This is a genomic window from Embleya sp. NPDC059237 (genome assembly GCF_042754105.1).
Taxonomy (GTDB): domain Bacteria; phylum Actinomycetota; class Actinomycetes; order Streptomycetales; family Streptomycetaceae; genus Embleya.
On record NZ_JBHZAE010000003.1, the window covers coordinates 711,903 to 731,271 of the forward strand.

Consider the following 19,369-nt stretch of genomic DNA (forward strand, 5'->3'; position numbering starts at 1 on the left):
TCCCGAAGCCGGCCCTTTCGATCCGCGGCACACAGACCAGCTGGAGACACCGATGACGGGCACCCCGGCCCCACCGATTCGCCGACAAGGCGGACGCACCCGATCCCTGGCCACCCTGTTCGCGGTGCTGGCCACGCTGTTCGCGTCCCTGACACTGGTCGCCTCGGCGCCCGCGTCGGCGGCGGGCAACGGCGAATGGTCGGTCGACCCGTACGTGCCGGACGGCACCAGCCAAAACGCCCGTCGCTACTTCTTCCTCGAAGGCGCCGCCGGCACCACCGTCCCCGACGTGGTGACCCTGCACAACACGAGCCAGGCGCCGCTGACGCTGAAGCTGTTCGGCGCGGACGCGTACAACACCGCGCGCGACGGCGGCTTCGCGCTGCGCACGGTCACCGACAAGCAGAAGGACGTCGGCACCTGGATCCAGGTGGCGCCGGAGAACCAGACGCTGACCCTGCAACCGGGGGAGAAGCGCCAGGTCCCGTTCAACATCGTCATCCCGCCGAATGCCACGCCCGGTGACCACCCCGGCGCCGTGGTCGCGCTGAACACCGCGATCGAGGGCACCCAGCAGCAGGGGCAGATCAAGGTCAACATCCAGCGCCAGATCGGCGCCCGGGTGTACCTGCGCGTACAGGGCGACGCGCTGCCCGCGATGGACGTGCAAAAGGTCGAGGTCAAGCGCGACTCCGGCTTCCACGAGTTCTTCGGGTCGAGCAAGGCGACGATCACCTACCGGATCATCAACCGGGGCAATGTGATCCTGCGGCCCAAATTCGACCTGAAGGTCGAGGGGCTGTTCGGCCGCAAGCTGATGGGCAAGACCGAGGAGGGCATCGAGATCCTGCCCGGCTCGACGGTGGAGAAGGTCGTCGAGTGGAAGGACGCGCCGCGCCTGGACCACGTCACGGTCAAGGTCGACGCGGTGGCTCCGGACCAGAAGCTCGAAGACTCGGCGAGCACTTCGTACACCGCCGCGCCGTGGCCGAGCCTGCTCACGCTGGCCGCGATCCTGATCCTCGCCGGTCTCGGCTGGGGCCTGTGGCGCAACGGACGCAAGGGCAAGGGCGGGGACCCGGCCGAGCCGAACGGGCCGGCGGGGCCGAATGACGATACGACGGTGCTGCCGCCGGTTCCGGCCGCGCCCACGGCGTCCGCCGCACCGGGTGTGGTGGGGGCGTCGGCCGAGCCGGCGGAGCCGGTCGAACTCGCGAAGGCGGGGGCTTCGGATGCGGCGAAGGCCGCTGCGGGCGAGGAGGCGGCGAACGAGGCTGTCGCCGGCGCGACCGGGGCGGGTGCGGTCGAGGCCGCGCAGGCGGAGGGTGCGGCGGCTGCGCCGACTGGGGACAAGCGGGACGAGGACGGGTCGGGCGAGGGCAAGGCCGTTGCGGTCGAGTCGGCGTCGGCCGAAGCGGGTTCGGACCTGGCGGTGGACGTGAAGGCGGCCGAGGGCACGCCGGCCGATGCCGACGCGGTTGCGGCCGATTCCCCTGATGACGCGCCGGTCGCGGCCGAGGCGGCGGCTCCCGTCGCGAAGCAGTCCGCCCAGGACGCGGGCGACGCGGCCGAACCCGACGCCGAGGCCGGCACAACAGCGGCCCGGGAGACCGAGGTTGCGGTCGACGCGGAACCGGCCGGCTCCGAGGCGGCGCCCGAGACCGGGGCCGAGGCCGCGAAGCAGCCGACCGCGACCGCCGCCGAGTCCGTGCCCGTCGGCGACCGCGCGGACGCGTCCGTTGCCGAGGGCTCCGCCGACTCCGCGGGGGTCGGCCGTTGATCCTGGCCAACCGGGTCCGTCACGTGGTTCGAGTCGTCCGCCCCCGCGGGGCCGCGCTCGCGCTGATCGCCGTGTTGCTCCTGGGCTGCATAGCCCTGGGCGGCACGGCGCCCGCGCGTGCCGCCGACCCCCCGCCGCCGGGAGCGGGACCGAGCGCGTCGATCGACCCGGGCAAGGTCGCGGCCGGGGACAAGGTGTCGGTCGTCGGTGGCGACTGGACCCCCGGATCCCTGGTCCAGGCGAGCATCTGCGGCGAGAACGGCCTGCGCGGCACCGTCAACTGCGCCGCCGCCAGTGCCGCGAGCGGAACCGCCGACCCCGGCGGCAACATCTCGATCACGCTGACCGCCGCCGTCCCGCCGTCCCCGTGTCCGTGCGTGGTCCGGATCGCGGTGATCATGAACGGCCCGCCGAAGGACGCGAGCGTGCCGCTGGAGATCGACGGCGCGCCCTACGCCCCGCTGCCGGTGACGGTCAAGACGCCCGGTCGGCTGGTCTTCATCGACAGCGCCATGGTCGGCGAGGACTCGATCTTCACCTGGTTCGGCTCACCGGTGCAGCGCCGGTTCCGGATCGAGGTCGGCAACATGGGCCAGACCGCGATCATCAACCCGACCTTCCGGATCGGCTTCTACGAAGGCGTGTACGCCCCGACCTGGGAGAACTACGAGTCGCACGTCACCATCGCGCCCGGACAGCGCACCACCATCTCGCTCCCGGTGGAGCTGAACCCCCGCCAACACGGCACGTTCAGCTGGCGGGTGACCTACGACAACCAGATCGTGGACGAACAGGCCCTGGAGGTCGGCCGCCCGTGGGGCGTGTACATCTTCGGCGCACTCCTGGTGATCGTGGTCCCGGTGGCGGCTTGGCGGCTGTTCGTGCGTGTCGTCGAACTGATCGGCGAGCAGCGGGCCCGCCGCACCGGAGAGCGCGAGCGCGAAGTGGGCCTGCCCGAGTCCTCGTTGCGCGCGTCCAGGGCCGACAAGAACCGCAAGTCGGCCGAGGACGCGGCGGATGACGGCGCGGCGGATTCCCGTACGGCGAACCGGCGCCCGGCCGGGACCGATGTCGAGCCGGTCGACCTGAGCAAGCGCCCGATGCGCTCGATGGTCGAGACGGTGGCCATCGGCGGTCCGCTGTACGCGGATTCCGAGCCCGGCGGCGACGATCACCCCCGTGCCGGCGCGTCCGGGGGAGGGGATCGATGACCCCGCGACCCGGCAAGGGCGTCGGCGCCCTCGTCGCGATCACGGTCGTGGCGGGCACCGTGCTGGTGTTCCACTACGGCCCCGGCGGCGAATTCGGGGCGTCGCGTACCGATGTCAGCGACCAGGCCGGACCGGGCGGCGGCGGTACGTTCCGCCCCGTGCCGACCGCCGGCACGGACACGAACTCCGCCCCGCCGAGCACCGGTTCGACCGGGACGGCCCCGTCCGGCTCCGGCCCCGCCGGTGACGGCACGAGCGGCGGCGGGAGCGGCGCGACCGGCGGCACCGGTACCGGCGACCTCGACTGGGACACCAGGATCGAGCAACCGCGTACCCCCGACCGGGTGGACGGCAACGTCAACCCGGGTCCGCTGGCGGTCAGCACCCCGAACGCCGGACAGAGCCGGCTCGTCGTGGACCGCGGCACCGGCACCGCCAAGGGCGCGCTGAACCCGATGCTCGTCCAGGACTTCCGCGGTTCGCGCAACGGGTGGACCCTCACCGGCGCGATGTCCGACTTCCGCGCGGAGGACGGTTCCCGGATCGAGGCGCACAACCTCGTCTGGGAGCCGTACTGCACGCCACACCCGGGGCGCGGCCCGTATCCCAGCTCGGCGAAGCCCGGAGACCGGACCTCGTCGAGCCGTACCGCGACCCTCTGCTCCACCTCGTCCTCACCGGGTGTCACAGGGGGTGAATTCGATGTCGGCGCGGATCTGACCCTGCGTCTGCCCGACCGCAACACGTCGGCCGAGAGCTATTCGGCGACTTTGACGCTCACGCTCAGCTGACCGAAACGACGGGGTGGGTCCCGCCCCGACGAAGGGAGCACAACCTGATGAGCAAGGCCAAGACAAGACTCGCCACCGCCGCCGTCGGCGGCATGTTGGTGGCGGGAGGCACGGGCATGATCGTGTTGGCACCCGCGGCACAGGCCGCTCCGGTCAAGGTCAACATGACCTGCAAGATCCCCTTCCCGGACGGGGCGCCGGACGTCACCGACGATTTCAACATCACGCTGACGATGCCCACCACCAAGACCGCCCCGGGCGGCGAGGCCACCGTCAAGGTGAGCATGGGCGCCACTCCGGTCTTGGGTCCGGAGGACGTCGGCGAAGTAGCGTTCACCGCTTCCTTCGACGCGAAGGCGTCGGGAGGGTCGACCAAGGACCTCAAGATCGTCGGCCAGGAAGGCAAGACGGTCAACGTCGTCAAGGGACAGCCGATCACGCTTCCCGACTTCGACGCGAAGATCGCGGTGCCGGCCGACGCCACGGGCGACATCGACATCACGCCGACCAAGTTGGTCCTGACCGCCGTCGTCGACGTGCCGTGCACGGTCAACGGCACGCCCAAGCTCGGCACCATCCCGGTGGACCGCAACGCCTCACCGTCGCCGTCCACCTCGGCATCGCCCTCCACCTCCGCATCGCCCTCCACCTCCGCGTCGCCGTCCACTTCGGCGTCGCCGTCCACCTCGGCCTCGCCGAGCACGTCGGCCGAGCCGCCGGGGCCGCCGAACGGCAAGGAGGTCAACGTCGACTACGCGTGCAAGACGGTGGTCAAGGACTTCCCCTCGGTCGTGATTCCGGACACGACGGCGACCTACGGCGTCACCATCCTCGTCCCGAGCACCGCCTCGAAGGGCGCGAAGCTCGACATCTCGGCCAAGTTCAAGGACAACCTGGTCGGCAAGGCGCCGGCGAGTCTGCCGGGTCCGAACATCGATCTCGCGTTCACCCCGACCTTCACCATCGACGTGGCGGAGGGTTCGCACAAGGTGCCGCTGGATCTGGTCGGTCCGGAGAAGTCGATCAAGGTCAACAAGGGTGACCCCCTGACCCTGGACGGTCCGCTCACCGGCAAGTTCGACGTGTGGGGCGGTGGCGACTTCACCTTCACGCCCGGCACCCTGGTGATCACCTCCAAGGCCACCCTGGGCTCGCTCAAGGCCACGTCCATCACCACCTGCACGACCACCACCGCCCCCGTCTCCGCCACCCTCAAGGCCAAGGGCGACGCCGGCACCCCGCCGCCCACGCTGACCCAGTCCCCCTCGGGCAACGTCGACACCAACGGCGGCAGCAGCACCGGCGGCAGCACCGGCGACCTCGCGCACACCGGTGCCTCCGGCGGCGGCATGACCGCGTTCGCGATGGCGGCCGGCACCGCCGTGCTCGCGGCGATCGCGCTGATGTTGTTCGTGCCCTACCGTCGTCGGATCCGCAACCAGGTCTGACGTCCGCTCGGTTCCGGGCACCACGACCGAATCCGGCCCGAACCGAAACGACATGCGAAGGGTCCCCTTGCCGGTCCTCACCCGGCCGGGGGACCCTTCGGTCGTATCCCGCCCCCACTCCCACCTCGCCCCGACTCCCGTTCGTCGCCCACGAGAAGGAACGCGACCCCCGATGGCTCTCTCGGCTTCACGCCCGGTCGGCGCCGCCCTCGCCCTGGCCTGCGCGGTCGGCCCGGCGCTCGCGCTCGCCGCGCCCGCCGCAGCGGAACCGCTGACCGTGCCGGTGCACTGCGTCATCCCGCTGGACCAGCCCGCCGTGGACGGTCCGCAGCAGATCTCCCTCGACGGCCCGACCGATCCGATCCGCCCGGGCGAGAAGGCGCGGATCAAGGTCACCCTCGGCGGCAGCCCCGCCACCAGCCCGCTGCCGTTCCCCGGCACCCCGCTGACCCCGTCGATCCAGCTCGTCCTCTCCGGCGGCGCGAGCGGCGAACCAACCCTCCAGGGCCCGAAGATGCGCGTGGACATCCCCGGTACGCCCGCGCTGATCGTGGTGCCGCCGTACGAGGGCGAGATCACCGTGCCGCTCGACGCCAAGGGCGACATCCGGATCGCCCCCGGCAAGATGGTCACCACCACCGCGATCTTCGGCGACCAGATCACCACGTGCTTCCCGACCGCGCCCGCGCCGCCCGCGATGACGCTGCGGGTCGACCTCCAGGGCGCGGCCCCGGACGGCCCCTCCGGCGCCCCCGGCGACCCGACGGCCGGAGCACCCCCGGCATCGGCCCAGGCGCCGGCCCAGACCCCGCCGGGGGGTACACAGGACCCGACCGCGAGCGCGGCGCGCAGCCCCGACGCGATGGTCGAGAGCCGGGGCGGCGACGACGGCGAGATCTCCGGCGGAGCGATCGTCTGGATCGTCGCCGGCGGGCTGATCCTGCTGATGGCAGCGTCCACGATGGTGTTCTCCTGGCGTCGCCACAAAGACGATGAATGGTGAGGTGAACGCAACCCTCCGGGCACCCGTCCGCCGTCCTTCGGTCGGCGAAAAATGTCCGCCGATCCCGGGCTCCCGCGGTCCGCTCGTACGGAGCTCGTCAACGTGGCGCCCCCGCGTCAGTAACATCAAGGTCATGACCCGCGTACTGCTCGCCGAGGACGACGCATCCATCTCCGAACCACTCGCGCGTGCGTTGCGCCGAGAGGGCTACGAGGTCGAGGTGCGCGAGGACGGCCCAAGCGCTCTCGAATGCGCCGCGCAGAGTGGGGTGGACCTGCTCGTCCTCGACCTCGGTCTGCCCGGCATGGACGGCTTGGAGGTGTGCCGGCGGCTGCGCGCCGAGGGGCACGGCTTCCCGGTGCTCGTCCTGACCGCGCGCGCCGACGAAGTGGACACCGTGGTCGGCCTCGACGCCGGCGCCGACGACTACGTCACCAAGCCCTTTCGGCTCGCCGAACTGCTCGCGCGTGTGCGTGCGCTGCTGCGGCGCGGCGCGGCCGACGTCGGCCAGGGTGTGCACGGCGTGCGGATCGACGTCGACTCGCACCGTGCCTGGATCGGCGAGGAAGAGCTGCAGCTCACTGCCAAGGAGTTCGACCTGCTGCGCGTGCTCGTGCGCGACGCGGGCCGGGTGGTCACCCGCGACCAGCTGATGCGCGAGGTCTGGGACACCACCTGGTGGAGCTCCACCAAGACGCTCGACATGCACATCTCCTGGTTGCGCAAGAAGCTCGGCGACGACGCGGGCAACCCCCGCTACATCACCACCGTGCGCGGCGTGGGCTTCCGCTTCGAGAAGAGCTGAGCCGGAGCCGAGCCGACCTCGCGCGAGCCGACCTCGAAAAGCTGACGGGATCCACCTTGCGTCGCAGGCTCATCAACACCACGCTCGGCGTGGTCCTGGTCGTCGTGGCCGTACTCGGCGTGCCGCTGGCGTTCGTCGAGACGCACGCGATCGAGAACACCGCCGGCGACAGCCTCAAGGCCGAGGCCGCCCGCATCCTGGAGGTCGTCGAGCTGCGGATGGCCTCCGGCGAACACTCCGACGCCGCGCTGCTGCGCCGCCAGGTCGAGCCGCATCGCTACGCGATCGTGCGGTTGCCGGGCGACCCTCCGCTGGTGATCGGCGACAAGCCGAGCGGCCGGGTCTTCGAGAAGACCATGCCCGGCGAGATGGGCGACTCGGTCACCGTCGGCGAGCCGCGCGAGCGGGTGACCACCAAGATCCGCGAATCGCTGCTGCTGATCCTGGGCGTGGCGCTGCTCGCGGTCGCGGCCGCCGCCGCCCTCGCGGTCTGGCAGGCCCGCCGGCTGGCCCGCCCGCTGACCGATCTGGCCGAGACCGCCGAGCGCCTGGGTTCGGGCGACCCCAGGCCCCGGCACCGCCGCTACGGCGTGCCCGAGCTGGACCGGGTCGCCGAGGTGCTGGACCAGAGCGCCGAGCGGATCGCCAGGATGCTCACCGCCGAGCGCCGGCTGGCCGCCGACGCCTCGCACCAGCTGCGCACTCCGCTGACCGCGCTGTCCATGCGCCTCGAGGAGATCATCGCCACCGAGGACCCGGAGATCGTCAAGGAGGAGGCGGCGATCGCGCTCTCCCAGGTCGAGCGGCTGACCGACGTGGTGCAGCGGCTGCTGACCAGCAGTCGGCGCGGCAGCGGCGGGCGCGACCCGCGCAACATCTCCGCGGTCACCGTCCGGGTGGACGACGTGATCCAGCAGCAGATCGACGAGTGGCGGCCCAACTTCCGCGAGGCCCGCCGCAGCATCCGGGTCGAGGGCGAGCGCGGGCTGACCGCGGTGGCCACGCCGGGCGCGTTGTCCCAGGTGCTGGCCACGCTGGTGGAGAACACGCTGATGCACGGCGCGGGCGCGGTGAACATCCGGACCCGGATCACCGGGACGTCCGTGGTGGTCGAGGTGGAGGACGAGGGCACGGGCGTGCCCGACGAGCTGGGGGCGCGGGTCTTCGAGCGGGCGGTCAGCGGCCACAACTCGACCGGCCTGGGGCTCGCGGTGGCCCGGGATCTGGCCGAGGCCGACGGGGGGCGGTTGGAGCTGCTCCAGCAGCGACCGCCGGTATTCGCGGTGTTCCTGGCGGCCCACCCGGAGGAAGGGCACGGCTGACGGCTCGTCGCGTCGTGGTCGGGCGCGGCGCGGGGGTGGGGCGCGGGGCGCGGTGTGCACCAGGAAGCTGCGCGAGGGAATTGCGCGAGAGAACTGCGCGAGGCGGTGTGCGGGGGAGGTGCCGGCCGGTTCAGGCCCGGGAGGTCTTGCTCTCGTCCTCGACCAGCCGCGCGGCCTCGGTGTCCAGTCGGGTGCCGGCGGGTCCCGCCGGCCGATCGTCCGCGTCCTCGTCGCCCGGCGGCGCGACCACCCGGACCGGCTTGCGGTCGACCTCGTGGGTGCCGGTGAACACCCACGTGCGATACGACCAGAACCGGAACAGCGTGCCGAGCGGCAGGCCGACCGCGTACTTCGCGATGTTGTCCGCGAGCAGCGAGGTGTGGCCGAGCCAGTAGTGCGAGATCGCCACGGTGCCGGCCTCGATCGCCATGCCGACCCCGCTGAACACCATGAACAACACGAACTCGCGCCGACTGTCGTCGGAGGTGCGGTGCCGGAAGGCCCAGTAGCGGTTGCCGAGATAGTTCACCACGATCGCGACCGCCGTCGAGATCACCGACGAGCGCACCGAGGCCAGGCCCAGGTGGTCACGACACAGGTTGAACACGATCACGTTCACGATCACGCCGAACCCGCCGACGGCGCCGAACTTCAGCGTTTCGTGCAGCAGGTGTCCGACCCGGTCGTACCAATTCCGGAGCGCCTTCACGACATGCCACCTTCGGCGACCGGTACGGGGTCCGGCCGTTTGTGCTTGAACACCCACGTGCGGAATGCCCAGAAGCGAAACAGCGTGCCGAGAGCCATACCGACGATGTTCGCCGAGATGTTGTCGGCGAGCTTGCTCTCGTAGCCCATCAGGGTGTGTGACACGAAAACGCTCGACGCCTGGATGCCCGCCGCGATCGCGCTGAACACGAAGAAGAGCGTGTACTCGCGTCCGACGCCGGTGCGGTCCCGATGCCGATAGGTCCAGTATCGGTTACCGACGTACGCGACGATCGTCGCCGGGATCGAGGACGTGATCTTCGCGCCGACGCCGCCCATCCCCAGGGACAGGCACAGGTTGAACACGAGGACGTCCACCGCGTAGGCCAGGCCGCCCGCCACGAGGAACTGGGTGACCTCGGAGCGCACCCGGGCGATCCGGCTCGCCGGCGGCCCGGCGGCTCCCTCGGACGGGGCGTCGACGGGCGAAGGCACGGACGCTCCTCTGGCACCACGGGTGCTACCGACTTGACGACTCACTCGACGAGGGTAGCCGTCGCGGCCGTTCGACATCGGCGCCCGGTCTCCCTCCCGTTGCACACTCTTTACCGGAACATCCCGCGTCACGTGTGGCGCGGGTCCCCCGGGAGCGGTCCGGGGCACCGACGAACACCGGGGCAGCGTGCGTGGCGCGGCTTCGTGCCGCCGCGACCGGCTTCGCGCCGCCCGGCGCCGCGAGCGTCGGCGGTGGGTCGGTACCCTTCCCCCGTGACGTTCCCAGTCGTCGGCATGGTCGGCGGCGGCCAGCTCGCCCGCATGACGCACCAGGCCGCAATCCCGCTCGGCGCCCGCTTTCGCGTACTCGCCGCATCCCCGTCCGAATCCGCGGCCCAGGTGGTCGGCGACGTCGTGCTCGGCAGCGAGGACGATCTCGCCGACCTGCGCCGCTTCGCGCAGGACTGCGCCGTGGTCACCTTCGACCACGAGCAGGTACCCACCGCGCTTTTGGAGGCCCTGGAGGCCGACGGGGTCGCCGTGCGGCCGAGTTCGCGCGCGCTCGTGCACGCCCAGGACAAGGGCGTGATGCGGGCCAGGCTGGCCGAGATCGGCGTACCGTGCCCGCGCAACCGGATCGTGGCCGACCCGGCGGAGGTCGCAGCGTTCGCGGCCGAGGTGGGCGGCTGGCCGGTGGTGCTCAAGACCACGCGCGGCGGCTACGACGGCAAGGGCGTGTGGATCGTCCGGGACGAGGACGAGGCGGCCGTGCCGTTCGCGGCCGGGGTGCCGGTGCTGGCCGAGGAGAAGGTGGACTTCACCCGCGAGCTGGCGGCCTGCGTGGTGCGCTCGCCGCACGGCCAGGCGGTGGCCTACCCGGTGGTCGAGTCGATCCAGGTGGACGGGGTCTGCCGCGAGGTGATCGCGCCCGCGCCCGACCTGAGCGAGGAGCGGGCGGTCGAGGCCCAGCGGATCGCGCTGTCCATCGCGGGCGAGCTGGACGTCACCGGGCACCTGGCGGTCGAGCTGTTCGAGACCGCCGACGGCCGGATCCTGGTCAACGAGCTGGCCATGCGTCCGCACAACAGCGGCCACTGGAGCATCGACGGCGCGGTCACCTCGCAGTTCGAGAACCACCTGCGCGCGGTGCTCGACCTGCCGCTGGGCGACCCGCGCGCCCGGGCCCCGTGGACGGTGATGGTCAACGTGCTCGGCGGCGACTACCCCGACATGTACCGCCCGTACCTGCACGTGATGGCCCGCGATCCCGGGGTCAAGGTGCACATGTACGGCAAGGACGTGAAGCCCGGCCGCAAGGTCGGACACGTCACCGTGTGCGGCGACGACCTGGCCGACGTGCGCGAGCGCGCCCGGCATGCCGCCGACTACCTCCGAGGGGACATCACCGAATGAGCACGCAGCCCGTCGTCGGCATCGTCATGGGGTCCGACTCGGACTGGCCGGTGATGGAACTCGCCGCGCAGGTCATGGACGAGTTCGGGATCGGCTACGAGGCCGACGTGGTCTCCGCGCACCGGATGCCGCAGGAGATGATCGCGTACGGCACCGAGGCCGCCGGGCGCGGCCTGAAGGTGATCATCGCCGGCGCGGGCGGCGCCGCGCACCTGCCCGGGATGCTCGCCTCGGTCACCCCGCTGCCGGTGATCGGCGTACCGGTGCCGCTGAAATACCTGGACGGCATGGACTCGCTGCTGTCCATCGTGCAGATGCCGGCCGGCGTGCCGGTGGCGACCGTCTCGATCGGCGGAGCGCGCAACGCGGGGTTGCTGGCGGTGCGGATCCTGGCCGCGCACGATCCGGCGCTGCTGGCCCGGATGGGCGAGTTCCAGGCGGAGCTGAAGGCGCAGGCGACCGAGAAGGGGCGCAAGCTGCGCGAGCGGGTCGGGTCGTAGGGGGTCGTGGGCCGTCGTAGCCCGTCGTAGTCGGGTGTAGGCGGTCCTGGGCGGGCGGTCCCGGCCGGGTCGTGGCCGGTCGTGGTCGCCCACCGGGGCCCGAGCGGGTGCTCGGGTCCCGGCGTCGTGCGGCTCGGGTCGGGCTCAGGCCGGGCTCGGGCCCGTGCTCGTGCTCGTCATGGTGATGCGCTGGAGCTCCACCGCCGAGCAGCGGTCCATCACCATGTCCAGGCCCGCGTCGCGGACCCGCTGGTAGGCGCGCTCGTCGATTACGTCCAACTGGAACCAGACGGCCTTCGCGCCGATCTTGACGGCCTGGTCGGCGATCTCGCCGGCCTGGTCCGAGTTCACGAACACGTCGACCACGTCGACCGGGAACGGGATCTCGGCGAGCGTGGCGTAGCCCGGCTCGCCGTGCACGGTCTCCGCCTTGGGGTGCACGGGCACGACGCGCTTTCCCCACTGACGGAGGAACGCGGCTACTCCGTATGCGGCGCGGTGGGAGTTGGTGCTGAGCCCCACCACCGCCCAGGTGTGCGTGTCGAGGATCCGTCGGATCGTGGCCTCGTCGCCGTAAGGCATGCTGATGACCTCGCAGTCTTGTCTCGCTGCTCGCGGTGCCCCCCGACAGACGGACGGCGCGGCGCCGTCGGCCCGGTGAGTGTGCCCCCGGGGCGGGCCGGCTACTCAGGGGCGACCGAGAGCCCGGTACGTCCATCCTGCGCCGCGCCAGCGCACCGGGTCGAGGGCATTGCGCCCGTCGAGTACGCGGCGTTCGGCGACGATCTCGCCCAGCTCGGCCGGATCCATCTCGCGGAACTCCGCCCACTCGGTCAGATGCAGCACCACGTGCGCGCCGCGGGCCGCGTCGAAGGCGGTCTCCGCGAAGGTCAGGCCCGGATACATCTTGCGGGCGTTGTCCATCGCCTTGGGGTCGTACACGGTCACCTCGCCGCCCTGGAGCTGCACCTGGGCGGCGACGTTGAGCGCCGGCGAGTCGCGGATGTCGTCGGAGTCGGGCTTGAAGGCCGCGCCGAACACCGCGACCCGGCGGCCCAGGAAGCTGCCGTCGCACTGCTCGCGGGCGAGGTCGACCATCCGGAAGCGGCGGCGCATGTTGATCGCGTCCACCTCGCGCAGGAAGGTGAGCGCCTGGTCGGCGCCCAGCTCGCCGGCCCGGGCCATGAAGGCGCGGATGTCCTTGGGCAGGCAACCGCCGCCGAAGCCGAGCCCGGCCTTGAGGAAACGGCCGTTGATCCGGGGGTCGAAGGCGAGCGCCTGGGACAGCTGCTCGACGTCGGCGCCGGCCGCCTCGCAGACCTCGGCCATCGCGTTGATGAAGGAGATCTTGGTGGCCAGGAACGAGTTGGCGGCGGTCTTGACCAGCTCCGAGGTGGCGAAGTCGGTCACCACGAGCGGCACACCCTCGGCGAGCAGGGTCGCGTACACCTCGCGCAGCCGGTCCTCGGCCGCCTGCGAGCGCACGCCGATCACGAGCCGGTCCGGGTGCAGGGTGTCTCGGACGGCGAAGCCCTCGCGCAGGAACTCGGGGTTCCAGGCCAGCTCGGCCGCGGCGCCCACGGGGGCCAGCTCGGCGATCCGGCTCGCCAGCCGATCGGCGGTGCCGACCGGGACGGTGGACTTGCCGACCACCAGGCAGGGCCGCTCCAGGAGCGGGGCGAGCGCGTTCACGGCGGCGTCGACGTAGGACACGTCGGCGGCGAACTCGCCCTTGCGTTGCGGCGTGTTCACGCAGACGAAGTGCACGTCGCCGAACGCGGCCAGCTCGGCGATGTCGGTGGTGAAGCGCAGCCGGCCGGAGGCGACGTGCGGGGCCAGCAGTTCCTCCAGGTCCGGCTCCCAGAAGGGGATCCGGCCGCTCGCGAGGGTGGCCACCTTGTCCGGGTCCACGTCCATCCCCAGGACCTCGAAGCCGAGTTCGGCCATGCACGCGGCGTGCGTGGCGCCCAGGTAGCCGGTACCGATGACCGTGATGCGGGGTGCCACGTACGTCACCTGACTTCTTCGTCGGAGGAATGGGTGGGATCCGGATCGAATCTGGATCGTATCGGCCGGGCCCGGGGCACCGTCGCCGAACCGTGGCCGTCCCGATGCGCGGGCCGGCGGGGTGCGGCTGAATAATTGTGGGCGTCCATGTTGTTTACTGAGCGGTAATAAAACAGGTATTCCCCGCAGCCCGTAGCCCTTCAGTCCCGAGAGGGCAGCCCTTCAGTCCCGAGAGGTAGGCACCCGTGGCCGGACGTAAAGACTTCGACCTGTTCCGCGTCTCCGAGGAGCACGACATGCTCCGCGAGTCGGTCCGCGCGCTCGCCGAGGCGAAGATCGCCCCGTTCGCCGCTGAGGTCGACGAGCAGTCGCGCTTTCCCCAGGAAGCGCTCGACGCGCTCACCGCGAACGACCTCCATGCGGTCCACGTCCCCGAGGAGTACGGCGGCGCGGGCGCCGACGCGCTCGCCACGGTGATCGTGATCGAGGAGGTCGCCCGGGTGTGCGCGTCCTCGTCGCTGATCCCGGCGGTGAACAAGCTGGGCAGCATGCCGGTGATGTTGTCCGGGTCCGAGGACCTGAAGCGGCGCTACCTCGGCGCGGTGGCGCGCGGCGACGGCATGTTCTCCTACTGCCTGTCCGAGCCGGAGGCCGGTTCGGACGCGGCGGCCATGAAGACCCGCGCGGTACGCGACGGCGACTCGTGGGTGCTCAACGGCGTCAAGCGCTGGATCACCAACGCGGGCGTGTCCGAGTTCTACACGGTGATGGCCGTGACCGACGCGGACAAGCGTTCCAAGGGCATCTCGGCGTTCGTGGTGGAGAAGTCGGACGAGGGTGTCTCGTTCGGTGCGCCGGAGAAGAAGCTCGGGATCAAGGGCTCGCCGACGCGCGAGGTCTACCTCGACAACGTGCGCATCCCGGCCGACCGGATCATCGGCGAGGAGGGTACGGGCTTCGCCACCGCGATGAAGACGCTCGACCACACACGCGTGACGATCGCGGCGCAGGCGCTGGGCATCGCGCAGGGCGCGCTGGACTACGCCAAGGGGTACGTGCAGGAGCGGAAGCAGTTCGGCAAGCCGATCGCCGACTTCCAGGGCATCCAGTTCATGCTCGCGGACATGGCGATGAAGCTGGAGGCGGCCCGGCAGCTCACCTACGCGGCGGCGGCCAAGTCGGAGCGCGGCGACGCGGACCTGACCTTCCACGGCGCCGCGGCCAAGTGCTTCGCGTCGGACGCGGCGATGGAGATCACGGTCGACGCGGTGCAACTGCTCGGCGGATACGGCTACACACGTGACTACCCGCTGGAGCGCATGATGCGCGACGCGAAGATCACGCAGATCTACGAGGGCACGAATCAGGTGCAGCGGATCGTGATGGCGAGGAACCTGCCGAAGTAGGCGGCGGCCGGAGTCGACGGGTCGTGGGGTGGCGTGGTCCCCGCCGTGCCCCCGCCGAGAGGTCTCGGCGGGGGCACGGCGGTTCACCCCCCGGACGTCGCGAGGCGGCGGCAGTTCCGGCCGCTGATCCACAGCGAGCCCTCGACCCAGCCCTGCTCGCACATCCAGGCGTTGCGACCGCTCTGGTCGGCCACGACGAAGTCGGAGGCCGGGCCCCAGTGGTCGGTGTCGCACGAGGTGGCGTAGAGGTTGGGCAGGTCGGGGGTCACCGAGGCACAGCGGAACAGCTCACCGGCCCGAGTGGGGGCGGTGGCGGCGGCGGTGGTGATGGGGGCGGCGGCGAGGAGGGCGACGAGCACTCCGGCGACGCGGATGGCGCGTCGGCGGGGGGCGAGTCCGGGGCTGGTCATGTCTTCTCCTTCGTGGGCCTGTCGTGGGGATCGGCCACGTCAATCCCATCCGGATGGTTTCTCCGGAAGAGGCGGATTGCGGTCATATCCTCCGAATGAGTGAACGGGCGAACGACACGGTCCCCCGCCGAAGGCATCTCGGCGGGGGACCGTGTCCGTGTCGTTCGGGGTGGGTGGCCTTCTCGTCACCCGACGTGGGTGGCCGAGGTCGTCGCGGCCCGGTCGGTCTCCGGGGCGGCGGTGTTGCCGGCGACGACGGTCGTGGGCGGGGTGCGGATGACCAGCATGGCGATGATCGCCGAGGCCGCGAGCAGGACCGTCCCCACCGTGAACGCCAGGTGGAAGCCGCCGGTCAGGGCCTCGGCGGCGGACTTGCCCTGCCCCGCGAGGGTGTCGGCGCGGGAGGTGGAGAGGGTGTTCAGGAGGGCTACGCCGAGGGCACCGCCGATCTGCTGGGTCGTGTTGAACAGGCCGGAGACGACGCCCGCCTCTTCGGGCCGGGCGCCGGACATCGCCAGCGTGGCGAGTGCGGGCAGGACCAGGCCGCCGCCACCGATCAGGACGAACACCGGGAGCAGGTCGATCACGTATGAGCCGTCGACCGGGACGCGGGCCAGGTAGGCCATGCCGGCGGTGAGCATGAGCAGTCCGGCGACCAGCACGTTCCGGGCGCCGAAGCGGCCGATGACGCGGGCGGAGACGCCGAGGGAGACGACACCGATGGCGAGCGCGGTCGGGAACATCGCCCAGCCGGTCTTGGCCGCCCCGAAGCCGAGGACGTGCTGCATGTACAGGACGACCAGCACCTGGAAGCCGAACATGGCCGCGATCGTGAGCACTTGGAGGACGTTCGCACCGCTCACGTTGCGGGAGCGGAAGGTGCGCAGCGGCAGCAGCGGCGCCGCGACCCGGGCCTGGCGGAGCGTGAACAGCGCCAGCAGCCCGAACGAACCGGCAAGCAACGCCCAGGTCTTGGCCGATCCCCACCCGTACGCCTCGGCCTTCACGACGGCGTACACCAGCAACATCAGCCCGCCGGTGACCAGGACGGCCCCGACGATGTCGGCCCTACCGCGAGCGCCGGAGGCGGGGGTGTCGGCATCCAGGACGCGCGTCGCCAGGAGCAGCGTGACGACGCCGATCGGGAGGTTGACCAGGAAGATCCAGTGCCAGTTCGCCGCCTCGGTGAGCACACCGCCGAGCACCAGGCCCAGGGACGCGCCCGCCGCGCCGATGAAGCTGAACGCGCCGATGGCCTTGCCCTGTTCGGCGGGTTCGGGGTAGAGCGTGACGATCATCCCGAGGCTGACGGCGGACGCCATCGCGCCGCCGGCGCCCTGCAGGAACCGCGCCGCGAGCAACATCTCGGGACTGGTGGCCACGCCGCACAGCAGCGAGGCGAGGGTGAAGACGGCGAGCCCGGCGAGGAACATGCGCTTGCGCCCGAAGAGGTCGCCGAGCCGTCCGGCGAGGAGCAGCAGGCCGCCGAAGGCGATCATGTAGATGTTCATGACCCAGGCGAGATCGGCCGACGAGAACCCGAGGTCCGCGCCGATCGAGGGGAGCGCGACGGTCACGATCGTGCCGTCCAGGATCACCATCAGCATGCCCGCGCACAGGAGGGTGAGGGCGAGGCCGCGCGGATAGGTGCGCGCTTCGCGCGGCGGCGTCTTGGCGGTGGCCGGCAGTGCCATGGCTCTGTCTCTCCTCGTATGGTCCGGCGGCCGGGGCAGCTCGGCCCGGCTCTGCGCCGGGTGTTCGTCCGGCGGCGAGAGAGACGCTAGCAGATAGTTTTGTTATAGACGATATGCATCGGACTTATTTCGTTCGGGATGATGGGCGGGCAGGGCGGGGTGGGATGGGATGGGGTGTGATGGGGTCGGGTCGGCAGCGGGCGCGCCGGCCACCGGCTTGGTGCCAGGCTCCGATGAGCGGAACTCCGCGCAGGCTGGGGCGTTTCCGGCGCAGCTTGCGTCTTGGCTACCGGGGGTCGGGGCGGGTCAGGGGCGATGGGTCGGCCGCCACCGGCGTGCGGGGCTCCGAGACTTCACGCCCCCGACGAGACGGGCGTGTTGGTCGGCGGAAAAGCGGCCTGCAGCGGCGGGCGGGGTGGGTGCTCGGGTCGGGTTCGCCGAGCGTGCGTTCCCGAATGGGCCGGGTGCTTCCGGCGGGCGTGCGCCTTGGGTTGCGGGTGGCTGGTGCGGGGCTGGTCAGAGTCGCCGGGTGGGCCGCCGCCAGCGTGCGGGGCTTCGAGACTGGGGCTCGCGGTGAGAGGCGCGCTGTGCTCGGTGGAAAACCGGCTGGCAGCGGCGGAGCGGGAGAGGGGTCGCGTCGGGTTTGCCGGGGGCCTTTCCGAGCGGTTCGGGCGGTTCCGGCGGGCGTTGCGTTTTGGTCGGGTGGTGCCGGTGCGGGGCTGGTCAGAGTCGCCAGGTCGGCCGCCGCCAGCGTGCGGGGCTCCACAACTCGCGGCTCCCGACGGCACGCGCCGCTGCACTCGGCGGAAGACCGGCTGGCAGCAGCGGGCAGGGAGGGTGGTGCGGTTGAGTTCACCGGAGAGCCTTTCCGAGCGGTTCGGGCGTTTGCGGCGGGCGTTGCGCTTCCCCCGGGTGGTGCAGGTGCGGGGGTGGTCAGAGTCGTCGGGTCGGCCGCCGGCGTGCGGGGCTCCGAGACTGAGGGCGCCCGACGAGAGCTGCGCTTTGCTCGGCGGAAACCCGGCTGGTAGCGGCGGGGACGGAGAGGGGTCGGGTTGAGTGCGTCAGGGCGCCTTCGTGAGTGGATTTGGAGTGCTTCGGGAGGGGCTGGGGTTCGAAACCGGATCGCGATGGGTGGTTCGGAGCCTTGAGTTTCGGTGACCTGCGGTTTTGCGTGGTCGGGGCGGAGAATCGGGTGTCGGGTGCCGGTTTCGTGCGCCTGGGGCTCCTCGGCGGCGGTGGGAGAGAGCGAAACTGCCCGGTCGAGTCGATTTCGCGCGCTTCGGCCTCACGCCAGCCGTCTAGGACGACCGAAACTGCCGAGTGGGGGCCGAAACCGGATCCCGAGGCACCCGAAACGGCTCCCCTTCCGCTCCGACCTGCGGTTTTCTCTCCCTTCGGGGTTGCGGCACCCAACGCCGTCCGGTTTCGTGAGCCTTCGTCACTCACATGCCCACCGCACACCGAAACGCCGCGACCCACGCGGAAAGGCCCCCGCCAACCCGACCCCTCCCCGCCGCTGCCAGCCGGTTTTTCGCCGAGCAAAGCGCGCGTCTCGCCGGGAGCCCTTCGCCTTGGAGCCCCGCACGCTGGCGGCGGCCGGCCCGGCGACTCTGGCCCGCCCCGACCCCTGGCAACCAAGGCGCAAGCCCCGCCGAGACCGCCCGACCTACTCGGGAAGGCTCTCCGGCAGACCCAACTGCACCGCCTCCCTGCCCGCCACTGCTGGCCGGGTTTTCCACCGAGCAACACGCTTGTCTCGCCAGGGGCTTCGGGTCTCGGAGCCACGCACGCCGGCGGCGGACGGCCCGGCGACTCTGGCCCGCCCGGCACCGGCACCACCCCACCGAGGCGCAACGCCCGCCGCAAACACCCAACCCACTCGGGAAGGCTCTCCGGTGGACTCAACCGCGCCGCCTTCCTCCCCGCCGCTGCCAGCCGGTCTTCCGTCGAGTGCAGTGGCGCGTGCCGTCGGGAGTCGCGAGTTTTGGAGCCCCGCACGCTGGCGGCGGCCGACTCGGCGACTTTGACCGGCCCCGGACCGGCTCCACCCAGCGGAGGCGCAACTCTCGCCGCACCCGCCCGACCCACCCGGAAAGGCCCCGGCGGACTCAACTGCACCGCCCTCCCGCTCCGCTGCTGCCTGCCGGTTTTTCGCCGAGCAAAGCGCGCGTGTCGTTGGGAGCCTCGGTCTCGGAGCCCCGCACGCTGGCGGCGGCCCGCCTGGCGACTCCGACCAGCACCGCACCGGCACCACCCGACCGAGACGTGACCCTCGGCGGGAAGCACCCGACCCACTCGGGAAGGCTCTCCGGCGGACCCAACCGCACCGCCTTCCCGCTCCGCTGCTGCCTGCCGGTTTTCCGCCGAGCAAGGTGC

The 19,369-nt window shown here is 71.6% G+C and carries 16 protein-coding genes; 10 read left to right on the plus strand and 6 right to left on the minus strand.

Annotation, left to right across the window (positions count from 1 at the left end):
- Positions 1-52 precede the first annotated feature (52 nt).
- From ACFXKZ_RS13810 to ACFXKZ_RS13840, 7 genes are all read left to right on the plus strand, one after another.
- A complete protein-coding gene (locus ACFXKZ_RS13810) occupies positions 53-1,780 on the plus strand; it encodes a WxL protein peptidoglycan domain-containing protein (RefSeq protein WP_379999833.1) in 1,728 nt (575 codons plus the stop codon).
- A gap of 23 nt (positions 1,781-1,803) precedes the next feature.
- On the plus strand, positions 1,804-2,991 hold the full coding sequence (locus ACFXKZ_RS13815) for a hypothetical protein (protein WP_379999836.1): 1,188 nt from the start codon (positions 1,804-1,806) through the stop codon (positions 2,989-2,991).
- Positions 2,988-3,782 carry a hypothetical protein gene (locus ACFXKZ_RS13820; RefSeq protein ID WP_379999838.1) on the plus strand — a complete coding sequence of 265 codons (795 nt, stop codon included), beginning with the start codon at positions 2,988-2,990 and terminating at the stop codon, positions 3,780-3,782. The genes ACFXKZ_RS13815 and ACFXKZ_RS13820 overlap by 4 nt, the downstream gene beginning before the upstream one ends.
- A gap of 47 nt (positions 3,783-3,829) precedes the next feature.
- Positions 3,830-5,230 carry a hypothetical protein gene (locus ACFXKZ_RS13825; protein WP_379999840.1) on the plus strand — a complete coding sequence of 467 codons (1,401 nt, stop codon included), beginning with the start codon at positions 3,830-3,832 and terminating at the stop codon, positions 5,228-5,230.
- 172 nt (positions 5,231-5,402) lie between these two features.
- Positions 5,403-6,233, plus strand: a complete 831-nt coding sequence (locus ACFXKZ_RS13830; protein WP_379999842.1) for a hypothetical protein — start codon at positions 5,403-5,405, stop codon at positions 6,231-6,233.
- 133 nt (positions 6,234-6,366) lie between these two features.
- A complete protein-coding gene (locus tag ACFXKZ_RS13835) occupies positions 6,367-7,038 on the plus strand; it encodes a response regulator transcription factor (RefSeq protein ID WP_020556678.1) in 672 nt (223 codons plus the stop codon).
- 56 nt (positions 7,039-7,094) lie between these two features.
- Entirely contained in the window at positions 7,095-8,360 is a 1,266-nt protein-coding gene (locus ACFXKZ_RS13840; RefSeq protein WP_379999845.1) for an ATP-binding protein, read from the plus strand.
- 130 nt (positions 8,361-8,490) lie between these two features.
- On the opposite strand, the gene ACFXKZ_RS13845 is transcribed toward ACFXKZ_RS13840, so the two are convergent.
- Complete coding sequence (locus ACFXKZ_RS13845) at positions 8,491-9,069, minus strand: GtrA family protein (protein WP_379999847.1); 579 nt, start codon at positions 9,067-9,069, stop codon at positions 8,491-8,493.
- On the minus strand, positions 9,066-9,563 hold the full coding sequence (locus ACFXKZ_RS13850; protein ID WP_379999849.1) for a GtrA family protein: 498 nt from the start codon (positions 9,561-9,563) through the stop codon (positions 9,066-9,068). The genes ACFXKZ_RS13845 and ACFXKZ_RS13850 overlap by 4 nt, the downstream gene beginning before the upstream one ends.
- Before the next feature lie 273 nt (positions 9,564-9,836).
- Here ACFXKZ_RS13850 and ACFXKZ_RS13855 point away from each other — a divergent pair, with 273 nt between their 5' ends.
- Both ACFXKZ_RS13855 and purE read left to right on the plus strand, forming a co-directional pair.
- Entirely contained in the window at positions 9,837-10,976 is a 1,140-nt protein-coding gene (locus tag ACFXKZ_RS13855) for a 5-(carboxyamino)imidazole ribonucleotide synthase (RefSeq protein WP_379999852.1), read from the plus strand.
- Positions 10,973-11,476: a 5-(carboxyamino)imidazole ribonucleotide mutase gene (gene purE, locus ACFXKZ_RS13860; protein WP_379999855.1), complete on the plus strand. Its 504-nt coding sequence runs from the start codon at positions 10,973-10,975 to the stop codon at positions 11,474-11,476. Before ACFXKZ_RS13855 ends, purE begins: the two co-directional genes overlap by 4 nt.
- Positions 11,477-11,620: 144 nt before the next feature.
- On the opposite strand, the gene ACFXKZ_RS13865 is transcribed toward purE, so the two are convergent.
- Positions 11,621-12,058 carry a CoA-binding protein gene (locus tag ACFXKZ_RS13865; RefSeq protein ID WP_379999857.1) on the minus strand — a complete coding sequence of 146 codons (438 nt, stop codon included), beginning with the start codon at positions 12,056-12,058 and terminating at the stop codon, positions 11,621-11,623.
- Between the two features lie 105 nt (positions 12,059-12,163).
- On the minus strand, positions 12,164-13,483 hold the full coding sequence (locus ACFXKZ_RS13870; protein WP_379999859.1) for a UDP-glucose dehydrogenase family protein: 1,320 nt from the start codon (positions 13,481-13,483) through the stop codon (positions 12,164-12,166).
- A 245-nt stretch (positions 13,484-13,728) separates the two neighbouring features.
- Here ACFXKZ_RS13870 and ACFXKZ_RS13875 point away from each other — a divergent pair, with 245 nt between their 5' ends.
- Positions 13,729-14,889, plus strand: a complete 1,161-nt coding sequence (locus ACFXKZ_RS13875) for an acyl-CoA dehydrogenase family protein (protein WP_379999861.1) — start codon at positions 13,729-13,731, stop codon at positions 14,887-14,889.
- An 83-nt stretch (positions 14,890-14,972) separates the two neighbouring features.
- Here ACFXKZ_RS13875 and ACFXKZ_RS13880 read toward each other — a convergent pair whose 3' ends face one another.
- Both ACFXKZ_RS13880 and ACFXKZ_RS13885 read right to left on the minus strand, forming a co-directional pair.
- Positions 14,973-15,299, minus strand: coding sequence for a hypothetical protein (locus ACFXKZ_RS13880; RefSeq protein WP_379999863.1), 327 nt, complete (start codon positions 15,297-15,299; stop codon positions 14,973-14,975).
- 185 nt (positions 15,300-15,484) lie between these two features.
- The gene (locus ACFXKZ_RS13885) at positions 15,485-16,993 is read right to left on the minus strand and encodes an MFS transporter (protein WP_379999865.1); all 1,509 of its coding nucleotides are present in this window, start codon (positions 16,991-16,993) and stop codon (positions 15,485-15,487) included.
- Positions 16,994-19,369 lie beyond the last annotated feature (2,376 nt).